The organism is Pseudomonas syringae CC1557, from assembly GCF_000452705.1.
GTDB classification, from domain to species: domain Bacteria; phylum Pseudomonadota; class Gammaproteobacteria; order Pseudomonadales; family Pseudomonadaceae; genus Aquipseudomonas; species Aquipseudomonas syringae_F.
In genome coordinates this window covers 2,928,689-2,943,914 of record NZ_CP007014.1, presented here as the reverse complement: position 1 = coordinate 2,943,914, position 15,226 = coordinate 2,928,689, and the positions used below count along the sequence as shown (strand labels likewise).

Genomic DNA, 15,226 nt, shown 5'->3' with positions numbered 1-15,226 from the left:
AACTGACGAGGCATTCGACATGACAAAAATCATCAAGCTCAAGACCGGTTCGCCATTCGAAGACCAGGCCAGCTATTCACGCCTGGTGGCCGTGGACAACTGGATCTATGTGTCCAACACCGCTGGCCGCAACCCACAGACCAAGCTGATCCCGGAGGATGTCCTGGAGCAGACACACCAGGTGTTTGCCAACATCGAGTCAGCCCTGAAAGTCGTCGATGCGAGCCTGGCTGATGTGGTGTGTTCGCGCGTATTTATCCAGGACCCCAAGGATGTGCCGGCCGTGATGGGCCTGATCGGTGAAAAGTTTCGCGGCGTGGATCCGGCCAGCACTGTCACCTGTCCGCCCCTGGGCTCGACGGTCTACAAGGTGGAGCTGGAAGTGACCGCGTATCGCAACGTGTCGAAGGCCAAGGTCGAGGTCATTCGACTGTCGCAATAATCGTCACGCGGCCGTGCGCAGGCTTGGCCGCCCTTATTCGCTTACCGAGTCTTGACCATGGCCCCGACAATTGCGCCCGTGACAACCTCCACTGTTATTCCCCCTGCGACATCCGTCGTCATCATTGGTGGCGGGATCATCGGCCTGACAGCTGCGCTGACCCTGGCCGAGCGCAATATCTCGGTGGTGGTTTTGGAGAAAGGCCGGATCGCCGCCGAGCAGTCATCCCGCAACCTGGGCTGGGTGCGCAAGACCAGCCGCCACGCGGCCGACATCCCACTGGCCCTCGCCGCTGACCGCTTGTGGGCGCAGATGCCTGAGCGGGTAGGGGCGGATGTGGGGTATCGCCAGGAAGGCATCATGTTTGTCGGGCGCACCCCGGCGCAAATGGCCATGCACGAAAGTTGGCTTAAGTCAGTAGAGCACTTGTCGCTGGATTCGCGCCTGCTCAGCAAACGAGAGATTGATACGCTCGTACCAGGCGGCGCGGGTAACTGGGCCGGCGGTATTTTTACGCCATCCGATGCGCGTGCGGAACCGACGCTGGCCAGCAGCGCGATTGCCAAGGCGGCCATGGACAAGGGCGTGGTTATCGTTGAGCAATGCGCGGTGCGTACACTGCAGATGTCCGCAGGGGCGGTAAGTGGCGTGGTCACGGAAAAAGGTGAAATTCGCTGTGATCACGTCTTGCTCGCAGGGGGCATGTGGTCACGTCGCTTTCTGGGCAACCTCGGTGTCTCGTTGCCGACCTTGCCGTTGACCTGCTCGGTACTGCGTACCCACCCCATGCAAGGGCCGACAGAGATAGCTGTTGGCGCGCCGGACTTTTCGTTTCGCAAGCACAAGGACGGAGGTTTCATCATTACCCAACGCGGCAAGTTGGACGCCTTCCTGACCCTCGATCACCTGTTGCTCGCCAAGCAGTATATGCCGCAGTTTCGTGCGCAGCGCAGTGTGCTGAACGTGTCGCTGGGCAAGCCGTTTATCAATGACCTGGCGCTGGCACGTCGTTGGCGGGCAGACAGCGTGAGCCCGTTCGAACGTGTCAGGGTGCAGGATCCAGTGGCCAACCCACGGCTCAACAACGACGCGATGAACAACCTGATTGCCGCCTGGCCGGTGTTCGAACAGGCGCGGATCGCGCATGCCTGGGCGGGCACTATCGATGTGACGCCCGATTCCAATCCAGTCATCGGTCCGGTTGCGCAGATCCCGGGATTGACCGTTGCCACCGGTTTCTCGGGGCACGGGTTCGGCACATCGCCAGCGGCGGGTCACCTCGTGGCGGACCTGATCAGTGGGCACACGCCGATCATTGACCCAAGCCCTTACCGCTTTGACCGTTTCTAAAGGAGCAAGGCCATGCTTGCTGACAGCTGTTTCTTCACCAATCGTTCGGGCTTGCGCCTGCACTATTTGCGCTGGGGCGCGTCGACCGGCGTGCCGTTGGTGCTCTTGCACGGCTTGCGCGCCTATGCACAGACCTGGGAGTCTCTGGTGCAGGCCCTGGGGGAGGGCTACTGCATCTTTGCCCTTGACCAGCGCGGGCGGGGGTTAAGCGACTGGGCTGAACCCGCCAGTTATCACACTCAATCGTATGTCGAGGATCTTGAGGACTTGATCGACCATGTGGGCTTACAGCGTTTTGTATTGCTGGGGCACTCATTGGGCGGCGCCAACGCCCTCGAGTATGCGCGGCAACACCCGGGACGCTTGATAGGCTTGCTGATCGAGGATATCGGCCCCGGGTCTTCAACCCAAGGCGATGGCGCCGCGCGTATTCGACGCGAGATGGGTCAGACGCCGCTGCAGTTCGAAAGCTGGGACGCAGCCCGCGCATTCTGGAGGGCTTCACGCCCAGGTTTGTCGGAGCAGGGCCTGGAATCAAGGCTCGCGCATTCTATGCAGGAGCGCGACGGAGTCGTTGGCTGGCGCCATGATCAGCAGGGGATTGCCGAAGCACGACTGAGTATCGAACCTACTGATCTGTGGCCGGCGGTGCGCTCCCTGGACTGCCCAAGCCTGTTCATTCGCGGTGGCCGTTCGGACTTTCTACCACCTGCAATGCTGCAGGCCATGTGCGCCAGCAATCCGCAGGTCCAAGCCGTGGAAGTGGCAGATGCCAGTCACTATGTTCATGATGATCAAAGCGAAGTGTTCAATGGCTTGGTCGCAGGCTTTCTAGACAGTCTGGCGCACTCAGTCCATTGACAATCAAGACGCTTCAACACTGAATGTATTTAAAACGACTGTTGATTCAGTCGATATAAAAGGCAGATCAGAACTTTGCCTTAGAGACATTGATGAAAGTATTTGGCCTCATCTGATACGACTGTGCCGCCGTGCATGAGCGGGTGGCGCAATTTCGTGAGGAAGTGGAGTGCTTTCAGACATTCTTATCTATGGCGTCGCTCGACTTCACGGTACGGCCAGTATGGAAGAGTTTCCACTCAGGGTTTATAGGGTAATCGTGGTAGTCCTTGCCGGGGCTAACCAGGAACCGCGGCTGAATGCTAGGACTGGTCCAGTCACTGTCAGGGGCTTGGACAAAGCCCAAATAGTATTTGAAGTTGGCGTCCGTCCAGTCGAGAAACGAGAGGTTGTTCGCGAAACCCCAGTTGAGCATCTTTTCCAGACCGTTGATGGTCTTGTAGTAATGAAGGTGTGGCGTCTGTGGGCTCCAACTATGAGCAATCCAGTTCAGGTACCGATCGGCCTACCAAGCGTTCATGAACGGAAGGCAAGACGCGTCAACTTCGTTCCGACGAGCTGAGACGATTGACGTACGGCCAGTCGGGTCGTGACAAGCGATGCCAACCGGTGATTAGTGAAACAGCAGCGAGAAGCAAACATGAGACAGAGGATGAGGATGGGCTTTCAAATTGCTGATTTTTCGAGAAACGGGGTTTTGTGAAAACGTGAACGGAGGTTAGTGACATTGGACAACAGGAGCAAAGAAACAAATAGATACAATTTAACATAATATACATTATGCGTACCTAGATAATACCAACCCAAGCAGTGCGCCAGCTACATTTCAACTGACAGACCCTCCAAAAACGTCCCTGACTGTACCTAAGCAAAACCGACATCTACGAACATATCACTTCCCCTCAATGAAGCTGCTCGCAGCTGACGCAGAAACAACGCCGCTGCGGCGACTTCTTCTGATAAACCCATGCGGCCCAGAGGTAACTGCTTGACCATCGAATCAATGACGGCGTCGCGCCGGCCTGTACCTGCGAGCGCAAGGTACAGACCTGGCGTGGAGATCGGTCCGGGTGAAAGTACGTTGACCCTGATGCCGGTGCCTTTCAGATCAAGCGCCCAGCTATTGGCGACATTACGCAATGCAGCATTCGTGACGCTGCAGACGCTAAATGCCTGAGTGCCCATGTTTGCGGTCGTCGAGCCGGTCAGGATTATGGAGCCGCCGGTGCCAATCATCGAGCCTCATCATGTTCAATACGCCATTTAGTTATGGCTGGACGCTGCGCTGGCAGTGATAGTCGAAAAGTGGATACGTTTGATCCTTTATCATTTGGCTAAGGATATTCATCGTTACGGTACGCTCAAGCGTGCGATCAGAGGTGTAAGCGGTAACGTATTGATTCAGCAGTTGAAAGAGCGTGAGCGTAATGAAATTATTGCGCGTATGCCTTCAAGTAAATTCCACGCCCAGGCATCACCAGCCGCGCTGGGCATTCGCGACGTTTTTACTTCTGTCAGTGAGTAATGCTATCGTTGGTAAAGGCGTATCCCCTGCCCCCGATTTATAGTCACCTACCTATAACTCAACTAAAGGGACATTTAGTTGAGTTATATTGAAATCGCTGGAAGCCCTACGCTGCAACCCTCCCGTGTCCGCACATGACCGTTGCAGTAAAAGCCTCCCATTTTGAAATGTAACCCTCGACTGCCAGAGCTGCACGTAAGGCCGGGCGGGTGCTCCGCTCCGAGTCGCGCTCGTTATGACGCTTTCAACTCAAATTCTTTTTCCACGCTACGTTTAAACTATCGCAGATAGCACGTATTTCCTGAACCAATGCTGTCTACCCATCATTGGCTTCATGAAATCGCACTGCCACATTAATAAATTTACATAGAGCGAAGGCCATATTGTCATAATTATATCATTCACCCTACTCTATGATTCGAATGGCGAAGACGACACAAAAAACCAACCTGCCTTCAACAAATTTTTTATATTTGGTCCACTACCTTGATCTGCATCAGATTTGGACGAGGCTTTTGGGATATCTCGTAAACAAAGAGCATAGACAGCTTTTATTCAGGCTATATGCGCTTTTTATATAACCGATATGAAACATGACAGGAAATACATCAATGAGCGAAGCCTTTCTGGCTTTTTCACGTCCTTCCATGGGTGATGAAGAAATTGCTGCGGTAACGCGTGTGCTTCGCTCCGGGTGGATTACGACCGGGCCTGAATGTCAGAAGCTTGAAGAGCAATTCGCCGAACGGGTTGGCGCCAGGCATGCCATTGCGCTGTCTTCGGCTACCGGGGCGATGCATGTTGCTTTGCTTGCGCTGGGTGTCGGCCCGGGTGATGAGGTGATTACGCCGTCGCAAACCTGGGTCTCGACGGCGAACATGATTTGCTTGTTGGGCGCTACGCCGGTGTTTGTCGATGTCGACCGCGACACCCTGATGACCAGCGCAGCGCTCATCGAACGCGCCATTACCCCGCGCACCAAGGCCATCGTTCCGGTCCACTACGCTGGCGCAGCATTTGATCTCGATCCACTTTATGCGCTGGCAGACCGACACGGTATCGCAGTGATCGAGGATGCCGCACATGCCGTCGGTACCCGCTATAAGGAGCATCCGATAGGAAGTCACGGCACAGCGATTTTCTCGTTCCACGCGATCAAGAACATGACCTGTGCCGAAGGCGCAATGTTTGTGACCCATGATGCACAGCTGGCTGATCGCGTCCGGCAACTGAAATTCCATGGTCTGGGTGTCGACGCCTACGATCGTATGACCCTGGGTAGAAAGCCTCAGGCCGAGGTTATCGAGCCAGGCTTCAAATACAACCTGGCAGACATCAACGCGAGTATTGCGCTGGTGCAGTTGCAGCGTCTGGATGCGATCAATGTCAAGCGCCAGATGCTCGCCAGACATTATCTTCAGCGTCTTTCCGAGAGCCCGGTTCAGCCCCTCGCCCTGCCCCGCTACGCGCAGCAACACGCCTGGCACCTGTTCATTCTGCGCATCGATCCCGAGCGCTGCGGGCTGGATCGAGACGCGTTCATGAAGGCCTTGCAGGCCCGGAACATCGGCACGGGCATCCACTTCATTGCGACTCACTTGCACAGTTACTACCGGAAGCGATTCCCTGAGGTTCGCCTGCCTGATACCGAATGGAACTCATCACGGCTTTGCTCCATTCCGCTGTTCCCCGACATGACCCTCGACGATGTGGAGCGGGTGGTCAGTGCCATTGAATCAATCCTGGAATCCAGCCATTGAGACCTTACCCAATCAACCGCGTGTCGATCGTCATTCCGGTCTACAACGAGCAACAAAGCTTGCCGGAACTGCTGCGGCGTACAGAGACCGCCTGTGCGCAATTGAATCACGCCTTTGAAATCGTGTTGGTGGATGACGGCAGCCGCGATGACTCCGCGGAGATTCTGCAACAGGCAGCGGCGCGGGACGGCAGCCCCTTTGTTGCGGTGATCCTGAACCGCAATTACGGCCAGCACGCGGCGATCATGGCCGGGTTCGAGCAATGCAAGGGCGACGTGGTGATCACCCTCGACGCTGACCTGCAAAATCCCCCCGAGGAAATTCCCCGCCTGGTCGCGCTCGCCGAGCAAGGGTATGACGTAATCGGCACTGTACGCAGCAATCGCCAGGATTCCGCCTGGCGTCGCTGGCCATCGAAACTCATCAACCTGGCTGTGCAACGCTCCACAGGCGTGGCCATGAGCGATTACGGGTGCATGCTCAGGGCCTACCGTCGCACGATCGTCGACGCAATGCTGGCCTGCCGGGAGCGCAGCACGTTCATTCCGATTCTGGCCAACAGCTTCGCGCGGCACACGACTGAAGTATTGGTCGAGCACGCCGAACGCGAGCATGGCGACTCGAAATACAGCCCTATGCGGTTGATCAACCTTATGTTTGACCTGATCACCTGCATGACCACCACGCCCCTGCGCTTGCTGAGCATCATCGGTTTCAGCATGGCGTTTCTGGGCGGATTATTCGCTGTGTTGCTGATCGTCCTGCGCCTGATTTTCGGGGCGACCTGGGCTGGTGACGGCACCTTCGTGCTGTTTGCCGTGCTGTTTGTATTCACCGGCGGGCAATTCATCGGCATGGGTTTGCTGGGTGAATACCTCGGCCGGATGTACAGCGATGTACGTGCGCGCCCGCGCTTCTTTATCGAAAAAATCGTGCGCAGTTCTTCTGTCACTGCCAACGATAGCGTTGTACCACCTTATATAAACAAGGTTGCGCCATGAGCACTAAAGCGGTCGTTTTTGCCTATCACGATATCGGCTGTGTCGGTCTGCAAGCATTGCTCGACGCGGATTATGAAATCGCTGCAGTATTTACCCATGCAGACGATCCGAAGGAAAAAACCTTCTTTGGGTCAGTGGCTCAACTGTGTGCTCAGCATGACATTCCGGTGCATGCGCCCGAAGACGCCAACCACCCGCTGTGGGTGGAACGAATCGGCAAGCTCGCTCCAGATTTCATCTTTTCCTTCTATTACCGCAATCTTCTAAGTGAACCCCTGTTGGCCTGTGCAAACAGAGGCGCATTCAATCTGCATGGTTCGCTGTTACCGCACTATCGCGGTCGGGCGCCCGCTAACTGGGTGTTGGTCAACGGCGAAACCGAAACCGGAGTGACCCTGCATCAGATGGTCAAGCGCGCCGACGCAGGTCCCGTTTTCGCTCAGCAGCGAGTCTCGATCAGCGTCACCGACACCGCCCTGACGCTTCACGGCAAACTACGTGAAGCCGCCATTGACCTGCTGTCGGACACATTACCGCTACTCGCTGAAGGTAGGCTGTCGGGCACGCCCCAGGACGAATCCCAGGCAACCTGTTTCGGTCGGCGTACCACGGCCGACGGCCTTATCGACTGGTCACTTCCGGCCACTCGTCTGTACGATCTGATTCGCGCGGTCACGCAGCCCTACCCCGGCGCGTTTTGTCCGGTCGGTGACCACAAGCTGATCATCTGGACGGCCAGTGTGGAGCCCTCGAATAACGGTGCTGCGCCAGGCACGGTCATCAGCCACGATCCGTTACGCATCGCGTGTGGCCAGGGTTCGCTGATCATCAATGCCGGACAACGCGGCGATGAAGGCTTGTACCTCAGCGGCGCGCAACTGGCCCGCGAGTTCGGTCTGGTAGACGGCTCACAGTTGCTCGACACGAAAAAGCAGCGGCCGGTTCGACGTACTCGCGTGTTGATCCTCGGCGTCAACGGTTTCATCGGCAATCACTTGTCGGAACGGCTGTTGCAGGATGACCGTTACGAAATCTACGGCATGGACATTGGTTCAGACGCCATAGAACGCTTGCGTGCCAAACCAAACTTTCACTTTATTGAAGGCGACATCAGCATCCACACCGAGTGGATTGAGTACCACATCAAAAAGTGCGATGTAGTACTGCCGCTGGTGGCCATCGCAACACCCATTGAATACACCCGCAATCCACTGCGCGTGTTCGAACTGGACTTCGAAGAAAACCTGAAAATTGTTCGCTACTGCGTCAAGTACAACAAGCGAGTGATCTTCCCGTCGACGTCCGAAGTGTATGGCATGTGCCAGGACGCCAGTTTTAACGAAGACACTTCGAATCTGGTGGTTGGCCCGATCAACAAACAGCGCTGGATCTATTCGGTTTCCAAGCAATTGCTGGATCGCGTGATATGGGCCTATGGGCAGAAAGGCCTGCAATTCACGCTGTTCCGGCCGTTCAACTGGATGGGGCCGCGTCTGGACCGACTGGACTCGGCACGTATCGGCAGCTCGCGGGCAATCACCCAATTGATCCTGCACCTGGTGGAAGGCACACCGATTCGGCTGGTGGACGGTGGCGCCCAGAAGCGCTGCTTCACCGATGTAGCAGACGGCATCGAGGCGCTGGCGCGGATCATCGAAAATCGCGACGGGCGCTGTAACGGTCAGATCATCAACATCGGCAACCCGGACAACGAAGCCAGCATTCGGCAGTTGGGTGAGGAGCTGCTGCGCCAGTTCGAGGCCCATCCACTGCGCAACAATTTTCCTCCGTTCGCGGGCTTTCGCGATGTTGAAAGTCAGTCGTTCTACGGCAAGGGTTATCAGGACGTCAGCCACCGCAAGCCGAGCATCGACAACGCTCGTCAGTTGATTGGATGGACGCCGAACATCGAGCTGAGCGAAACCATCGGCAAGACCCTGGATTTCTTCCTGCGTGAAGCCATGGCTGAAAAAGCGGACCAGTGCTGATGCAGGCAGGCCTTAGAATCGATGTAGACACCTATCGCGGCACCCGGGATGGCGTGCCGAAGCTGTTGGACATGCTCGACGAAGCGCAGGTCAAGGCGACGTTCTTTTTCAGCGTCGGCCCTGACAACATGGGCCGTCATTTGTGGCGTCTCGCACGGCCACAGTTCTTCTGGAAGATGCTCAGGTCTCGGGCGGCAAGCCTGTATGGCTGGGATATCCTGCTGGCGGGTACTGCCTGGCCGGGCAAACAGATCGGCCGGGATCTCGGTCCGTTGATGCGCCAGGCTCTGGAGGCAGGCCACGAAGTCGGGCTGCATGCCTGGGATCATCACGGCTGGCAAGCCAATGCCGGACACTGGAGCAGTGCACAATTGACCGCACAGATACGACATGGCGTCGATTGTCTGAGCAATATTCTGGGCCACCCGGTTACCTGCTCCGCAGCAGCAGGCTGGCGGGCTGATCAACGCGTCGTACAGGCAAAAGAAGCTTTTGGTTTTAGCTACAACAGTGACTGTCGAGGCACATCGTTGTTCAGACCAGTGCTGGTCGATGGCAGCCTCGGCACACCGCAGATCCCGGTGGACTTGCCAACCTTCGATGAGTTGGTGGGCCCTAACCTCAAAGCTGATGCGTTCAACGAATACATCCTGCAGCGCTTTACAGCACACACGCTCAACGTCTACACCGCTCACGCCGAAGTAGAAGGCATCATCATGGCCGAGGGTTTCAGGCAGTTGTTAAAGCTGGCCCATGCTCGGGGCGTTGACTTCACACCATTAGGCAGCCTGTTGCCTGAGTCCAGCGAGCAGCTGCCTTCCGGGCAGATTGTTCGTGGTGCCCTTGATGGCCGCGAAGGCTGGCTAGGGGTGCAGCAGTGATCGAGCTTAGAACTCGTTACATCGCACTCCTCCTACTGGCTTTCGCGCTTGCTTACCTGCTGCCGCTCGGCTCCCATGGCCTGTGGATTCCCGATGAAACCCGCTATGCCCAGATCAGCCAGGAAATGCTCCACAGCGGGAACTGGACTACACCGCACTTCATGGGCCTGCGCTACTTTGAAAAACCCGCTGCCGGTTACTGGTTGATTGCAGTCGGGCAAGCAGTGTTCGGCGAAAACCTGTTTGGTGTGAGGATCGCATCGGCGCTCTGCACCGGCCTGAGCGCCACCCTCGCCTACCTGTTGGCAGCGAAGATGTGGAACGACCCACGCAAAAGCTTCGCGAGCGCCCTGCTGTTCATGAGTTTCGGGTTCGTCGCCGGCCAGGCCGGCTACAGCAACCTTGATCCGCAGTTCACGCTGTGGACCAACCTCTCGATGGTAGCGTTCTGGTACGCCGTCCACAGTGTCGGGCGAACACGGCTGATTGCCTGGGCGCTGACTGGCGTGGCATGTGGCATGGGATTCATGACCAAGGGATTTCTGGCCTGGGTGCTGCCGGTGATCATCGTGCTGCCGTACATGCTCTGGCAAAAACGCTTCACTGAGTTGCTCAAGTTCGGCCCGCTCGCGGTCGGGATCGCCATTGCGATCAGCCTGCCATGGGCACTGGCGGTGCACCTGCAAGAACCCGATTACTGGCGCTATTTCTTCTGGCATGAGCACATTCGACGCTTTGCCGGGGACAACGCCCAGCACGCAGAACCATGGTGGTTTTACCTGCCGTTGCTGGTCGTGGCGTGCTTGCCATGGACGCTGTTGCTGCCAGCGACCTTTAAACAGGTATGGCAACAAAAGCGTCGGCCAGACACCGCTTTTCTGTCCCTCTGGTTGTGGGTGCCGCTGATATTTCTGAGCCTGAGCAAAGGTAAATTACCAACCTATCTGCTGCCGTGCCTGCTGCCGCTGGCCTTGCTGATGGCCGATGCTCTGGTCGAGCGGCTACGGCAACGCCGAGTGACAGCGCTGCGTGTGAACGGACTGGTCAATGCGCTGGCAGCCCTTATCGGGCTGGGAGTACTGCTTTACCTGCAACTGAAAAAGCCAGTGTATGAAGACGAATCGACTCACCTGTTGTTGGCAGTCGTTCTACTGGTCGGATGGACGCTCAGCAACGCCCTGCAATGCATGCGTCCCTTGACCTTCTGGGCAATGCCGGCAGCCGGAAGCTGGTTGCTGATTGCCTTGCTGCCCGCAGCGTTGCCCAATGATGTGGTCTACAACAAGACTCCAGACCCGTTTATCGTCCGGCATCAAGCAGAACTTTCAGCCAGCACGCATTTGCTGAGCAACGACCTGGGGACCGCGTCAGCGCTTTCATGGCGTCTCGGGCGGCCCGATATAGCTCTGTTCAATACCTGGGGCGAGCTGGAGTACGGGCTTCGCTATCCGGACGTTCAAGGTCGGGAAGTCCATATGCAGGATATCAATGCCTGGATCACCCAGGCACGACGCGAAGGCCAGGTCGGCGTGATCATGCGCGGCAAGAGCGATGAAGAATTGCGCGAGCTTGACTTGCTACCCAAGGATGGAAAGCGCTACGACGAAGGCAACCTGGCCATTCTGATTTACGAGCAGTCGGCGTTATGACCTGGCTCTTGCTTATCACTGCATGTGTGCTGACCTGCCTGGGCCAGGTCGCGCAAAAGTTCGCCGTAGAACAGTGGCGCGGGCGATTTCCCGGCGCTCTTGTCGCCCTGCGCTCAGCCTGGCTCTGGCTGGCCATCAGTTGCCTGGGAGCAAGCCTGCTGACCTGGCTGATGGTCTTGCAACGCATGGAGGTCGGTATCGCGTACCCCATGCTGGGCGCTAACTTTGTGCTGATCACCCTGGTGGGGCGCTACCTGTTCAAGGAGCCAGTGGACTCACAGCACTGGATCGGCGTTGCGTTGATTCTTGGCGGAGTGTTTCTGCTGGGGCATCAGGCATGAGCCGCGCCAGCGCGACGACGTGCGCCATGGCCAGCGTGGTTCTGGTCAGCTCGGCGCAACTGGGTATGCGCTGGGGCATGAGCCGCCTGCCCTCGCCTGCGCAATGGATCGAGCTACAGGACTTTGGACAGATCGATTTCAACGCTGTTGTGGTGATTTTTTCGTCGATCACAGCGTATGCACTTTCCATGTTTTTCTGGCTGCTCGCCCTTCGGGGTTTGCCCCTGAGCCGTGCCTATTCGTTGCTCAGCATCAGCTATGTGCTGGTGTATGCACTGGCCGCAACGCTGCCATTTTTCCATGAGGCATTCACAGTATCGAAAACTGTGGGTGTCACCATGATCGTGGCAGGTGTATTGACCATCAACCTCCGGCGCATCCCCGGCCCATCACCTCAGGATTTCTCCAATGAAAATCAGCGTTTTCGGTAGCGGATATGTAGGTCTGGTACAGGCAACCGTGCTTGCCGAAGTCGGCCACGACGTTGTCTGCATGGACATCGACCAGGCCAAGATCGATCAATTGCGTCAGGGCCAGGTGCATATTTTCGAGCCGGGGCTGGCTAACCTGGTACGTGAAAATCTGGATCACAAACGCCTGCACTTCACCACCGACGAGCAGGCTGCCGTAGAGCATGCAGAAGTCTTGTTCATTGCTGTCGGGACGCCTTCCCGAGCAGATGGATCGGCTGACCTGAGCGGCTTTTTCGCGGTTGGTGATGCTATTGCCCGGCACCGTAGCGAACCACTGATCATTGTTGAAAAATCGACTGTGCCGGTCGGCAGCGGCGACGCCCTGCGCGCGCACATGGACAAGGCCATGCGCCAGGCGGGCCGGCTACTGCAGTTCGATATCGTGTCCAACCCGGAGTTTCTCAAAGAAGGCTCGGCGGTCAATGATTGCCGACGTCCGGACCGGATCGTCATAGGCTGCGAAAACGAGGCGGTGCAGAAAGTCATGCGCGAGCTGTACGCGCCGTTCAACCGCAACCATGACCGGATCATGTTCATGGACCTGCGCAGCGCCGAGCTGACCAAGTATGCCGCCAACTGCATGCTGGCCACCAAGATCAGCTTCATCAACCAGATCGCCGAGCTGGCGGAACACCTCGGTGCGGATGTTGAATCCGTGCGCCTGGGAATCGGTGCCGACTCGCGCATTGGCTATGACTTTATCTACCCTGGCTGCGGCTATGGCGGCTCATGCTTCGGAAAGGACATTCGTGCGCTGATTCACAGCGCAAAAGAGGCCAACTGTTCCAACGACCTGTTGTCAGTGGTGGAAGCCATCAACGAACGGCAAAAGAGCAAACTGTTTGAGCGCGTCAACGCCTTCTATCAGGGTGACCTGCGCGGCAAGACCTTCGCCCTGTGGGGATTGGCGTTCAAACCCAACACCGATGACATGCGTGACGCCCCCAGTCGGGTGTTGATGGAAGCGTTGTGGGCCGCTGGCGCCAAGGTACGGGCCTTCGATCCCGAGGCCATGCAGGAAACCCAGCGTATCTATGGCCATCGCAAGGATCTGATTCTGATGGGCACGCCTGAGTCAGCACTTGATGAAGCCGATGCGTTGATCATCTGCACGGAATGGCAGCAGTTCAAAGCCCCTGATTTCGAGCTCATTGAGCAGCGATTGGTTGCGCCGGTCATTTTCGACGGCCGCAACCTGTATGACACCGAACGGCTGGCCAGGCATGGCTTCCACTACTTCCCCATCGGCCGTGGTGAATCTTGCGACCTGCCGATCCCGCAGAAACAGTGGACCCCCTTTAACCCGCTGGCCAGCAGTCAGGTTGTGTAACCCTGCTCGCTCGGGCTGTCGTGTTAATCAGCGGCAGCCGCTGCCTGAGTGACAAAATAGTAGGTGCGATCTCCGACCTTGACGCGGTCAATGATCCGCAGCGGCGGCTCTGGCGCTGACAGACTTTCCATAAGTGCAACGTTATCTTCGCTGCGCTCAAGAAAAGCGCTCAGGTCGCTGCTGGAGATCATTGTGTCCAGCAAGCTCTGACTATAGAACACGCTGGCCCCTGCCAGCCGTTCGCTGGGCTGGTACAACGCGACATGGCGCCCCTCAACCTGCAAGGCATGGACCTTGTCAGTCAGAGGTAGAAATGACAGCTGTTTGTCCGCGCGCGGCGCAAGCCATTGCGCCGCGCTCATATAGCCTGCTACCACCAGCAACATACCTGTCGTCATAATTACTCGTCGATTTCGCACGAAAAATGCGGCCATCGCAGAGCGTGCAGCGCGCGCCTGAACGAGTTCGCCCAACACGAAAGCGTATTCAGCTGCAAGCACCGCCGCTGCTGGTGCCAGGGACATCAGATAAACCATGCGTTTGCTTGAAGCCAGTGTCAGCAACAGGAACTGCGCGGCCAGACACAGGCTGAAGAACAGTAAATAACGGTTAGCCATGAGTTGTTTGCGAAAATGCCATAGGCCCAGATAGACGAGTGCATTCCATGGCAAAAATGCCTCAGGAAGTTTGGTCAGGTAATAGTAGAAAGGTTCGTAATGCCCTGCGTCTTCAAACGAGCCACTGAAGCGACCGACGCTGTTGGTCCAGAGCACCTCCTTCAGCAACGGCACCCCGCCCTGCCCGTACAGCAGATAAAGCCAGATAAACAGCGGTATCAGAGCCAGTACAGTAAACATCGCCGGACGCAACCAGTCGGTAATGACCAAGCGCCTGTGCTGCACTGACTCACAGACAAGCCACGCGAAAATCACCACGCCAGGCATCGCCAGCCCCAACACCCCTTTGCTCAGGGTCGACACTGCGATACCCAGGGAAAACAGCAGCCAGGCGCCGATTGCCGGTTTGTTCTTGCGAACGGCGCTGGCGTAAAAAAAGGCCAGCAGCGCAGTGCTTACCCCCAATGCCAACAGTGCATCCTCGCCCACCTGCCGAGAGTTGCTCCAGAAGCTGGCCTGCGTGGCGAGCATGAATGCGGCAATCCCCGCCACCGCCGCTGGCCGACCAAACAGTCTCAACATCCGGAACAGCAACAACACACTGAACAGCCCGGCGAATGCGGAAGCCAGCCGCACCGCCCATGGCGTGCCACCGAACATACGGATAGCCGCCGCGTCCAGCCAGACACTCAACGGCGGCTTTTCCAGAAAGGGCTGATTGTTCAGCATTGGTGTCACCCAGTTGTCACTCAGGTGCATCTCCATGGCGATGCCGGCGACTCGCGGCTCAGTGGAGTTTTGCAGTTGGTGATTTCCCAGCGCGACGAAAAACAACATGACACTCAGCAGCAGCAAGGACAGCGAAAGCGTACGAGAAGTCATCAAGGAGAAACCCGATTGAAGAGGAAATGAACACAGAGAAACGTCGAGACCGTTGAAGTATAAACGGTGTGTTGTTGAATAATTGTTGAACCTGTCGCCAACACTTCTTCCACGGCTGGTTAAAGT

Annotated in this window: 13 protein-coding genes and 1 pseudogene; 12 read left to right on the top strand and 2 right to left on the bottom strand. The window is 57.0% G+C overall.

The genetic code is table 11. The annotated features are described in order from the left end of the window. Positions 1-19: 19 nt before the first annotated feature. The 3 genes from N018_RS13525 to N018_RS13515 are packed head-to-tail and all read left to right on the top strand — an operon-like array spanning position 20 to position 2,653. Entirely contained in the window at positions 20-442 is a 423-nt protein-coding gene (locus tag N018_RS13525) for a RidA family protein (RefSeq protein ID WP_024643448.1), read from the top strand. 57 nt (positions 443-499) lie between these two features. Then, positions 500-1,792: an NAD(P)/FAD-dependent oxidoreductase gene (locus N018_RS13520; protein WP_024643447.1), complete on the top strand. Its 1,293-nt coding sequence runs from the start codon at positions 500-502 to the stop codon at positions 1,790-1,792. Positions 1,793-1,804: 12 nt separating this feature from the next. Next, the gene (locus N018_RS13515; RefSeq protein WP_024643446.1) at positions 1,805-2,653 is read left to right on the top strand and encodes an alpha/beta fold hydrolase; all 849 of its coding nucleotides are present in this window, start codon (positions 1,805-1,807) and stop codon (positions 2,651-2,653) included. 864 nt (positions 2,654-3,517) lie between these two features. Here N018_RS13515 and N018_RS13505 read toward each other — a convergent pair. Further along, positions 3,518-3,889 (bottom strand): SDR family oxidoreductase, encoded by a 372-nt coding sequence (locus tag N018_RS13505; RefSeq protein ID WP_038401274.1) that lies wholly within the window; start codon positions 3,887-3,889, stop codon positions 3,518-3,520. Positions 3,890-3,926: 37 nt separating this feature from the next. On the opposite strand from N018_RS13505, the pseudogene N018_RS28385 reads away from it, so the two are divergent. From N018_RS28385 to N018_RS13460, 9 genes and pseudogenes are all read left to right on the top strand, one after another. After that, positions 3,927-4,100: pseudogene (locus N018_RS28385) on the top strand (winged helix-turn-helix transcriptional regulator); the annotation flags it as partial. 689 nt (positions 4,101-4,789) lie between these two features. After that, positions 4,790-5,938, top strand: a complete 1,149-nt coding sequence (gene arnB / locus N018_RS13495; protein WP_025389949.1) for a UDP-4-amino-4-deoxy-L-arabinose aminotransferase — start codon at positions 4,790-4,792, stop codon at positions 5,936-5,938. Then, positions 5,935-6,939, top strand: coding sequence for an undecaprenyl-phosphate 4-deoxy-4-formamido-L-arabinose transferase (gene arnC / locus N018_RS13490; protein ID WP_024643443.1), 1,005 nt, complete (start codon positions 5,935-5,937; stop codon positions 6,937-6,939). The genes arnB and arnC overlap by 4 nt, the downstream gene beginning before the upstream one ends. Continuing rightward, on the top strand, positions 6,936-8,927 hold the full coding sequence (gene arnA / locus N018_RS13485) for a bifunctional UDP-4-amino-4-deoxy-L-arabinose formyltransferase/UDP-glucuronic acid oxidase ArnA (protein ID WP_025389948.1): 1,992 nt from the start codon (positions 6,936-6,938) through the stop codon (positions 8,925-8,927). Before arnC ends, arnA begins: the two co-directional genes overlap by 4 nt. Beyond that, on the top strand, positions 8,927-9,808 hold the full coding sequence (gene arnD / locus N018_RS13480) for a 4-deoxy-4-formamido-L-arabinose-phosphoundecaprenol deformylase (RefSeq protein ID WP_025389947.1): 882 nt from the start codon (positions 8,927-8,929) through the stop codon (positions 9,806-9,808). Before arnA ends, arnD begins: the two co-directional genes overlap by 1 nt. Beyond that, positions 9,805-11,457: a lipid IV(A) 4-amino-4-deoxy-L-arabinosyltransferase gene (arnT, locus tag N018_RS13475; protein WP_080274843.1), complete on the top strand. Its 1,653-nt coding sequence runs from the start codon at positions 9,805-9,807 to the stop codon at positions 11,455-11,457. The genes arnD and arnT overlap by 4 nt, the downstream gene beginning before the upstream one ends. Further along, a complete protein-coding gene (gene arnE, locus N018_RS13470; RefSeq protein ID WP_025389945.1) occupies positions 11,454-11,798 on the top strand; it encodes a 4-amino-4-deoxy-L-arabinose-phosphoundecaprenol flippase subunit ArnE in 345 nt (114 codons plus the stop codon). The genes arnT and arnE overlap by 4 nt, the downstream gene beginning before the upstream one ends. 26 nt (positions 11,799-11,824) lie before the next feature. Continuing rightward, complete coding sequence (gene arnF, locus N018_RS13465; protein ID WP_025389944.1) at positions 11,825-12,229, top strand: 4-amino-4-deoxy-L-arabinose-phosphoundecaprenol flippase subunit ArnF; 405 nt, start codon at positions 11,825-11,827, stop codon at positions 12,227-12,229. Beyond that, positions 12,207-13,601 carry a UDP-glucose dehydrogenase family protein gene (locus tag N018_RS13460; RefSeq protein ID WP_025389943.1) on the top strand — a complete coding sequence of 465 codons (1,395 nt, stop codon included), beginning with the start codon at positions 12,207-12,209 and terminating at the stop codon, positions 13,599-13,601. The genes arnF and N018_RS13460 overlap by 23 nt, the downstream gene beginning before the upstream one ends. A 23-nt stretch (positions 13,602-13,624) precedes the next feature. Here N018_RS13460 and N018_RS13455 read toward each other — a convergent pair whose 3' ends face one another. Further along, positions 13,625-15,100, bottom strand: coding sequence for an ArnT family glycosyltransferase (locus N018_RS13455; RefSeq protein WP_025389942.1), 1,476 nt, complete (start codon positions 15,098-15,100; stop codon positions 13,625-13,627). Positions 15,101-15,226: the final 126 nt, after the last annotated feature.

Bases quoted from the DNA above. Each gene is read 5' to 3' on its own strand.
- N018_RS13455 (WP_025389942.1), bottom strand. From the start codon at position 15,100: ATGACTTCTCGTACGCTTTCGCTGTCCTTGCTGCTGCTGAGTGTCATG.
- N018_RS13525 (WP_024643448.1), top strand. From the start codon at position 20: ATGACAAAAATCATCAAGCTCAAGACCGGTTCGCCATTCGAAGACCAG.
- arnB (WP_025389949.1), top strand. From the start codon at position 4,790: ATGAGCGAAGCCTTTCTGGCTTTTTCACGTCCTTCCATGGGTGATGAA.
- N018_RS13520 (WP_024643447.1), top strand. From the start codon at position 500: ATGGCCCCGACAATTGCGCCCGTGACAACCTCCACTGTTATTCCCCCT.
- arnF (WP_025389944.1), top strand. From the start codon at position 11,825: ATGGCCAGCGTGGTTCTGGTCAGCTCGGCGCAACTGGGTATGCGCTGG.
- arnE (WP_025389945.1), top strand. From the start codon at position 11,454: ATGACCTGGCTCTTGCTTATCACTGCATGTGTGCTGACCTGCCTGGGC.
- arnA (WP_025389948.1), top strand. From the start codon at position 6,936: ATGAGCACTAAAGCGGTCGTTTTTGCCTATCACGATATCGGCTGTGTC.
- arnD (WP_025389947.1), top strand. From the start codon at position 8,927: ATGCAGGCAGGCCTTAGAATCGATGTAGACACCTATCGCGGCACCCGG.
- N018_RS13505 (WP_038401274.1), bottom strand. From the start codon at position 3,889: ATGATTGGCACCGGCGGCTCCATAATCCTGACCGGCTCGACGACCGCA.
- N018_RS13515 (WP_024643446.1), top strand. From the start codon at position 1,805: ATGCTTGCTGACAGCTGTTTCTTCACCAATCGTTCGGGCTTGCGCCTG.
- N018_RS13460 (WP_025389943.1), top strand. From the start codon at position 12,207: ATGAAAATCAGCGTTTTCGGTAGCGGATATGTAGGTCTGGTACAGGCA.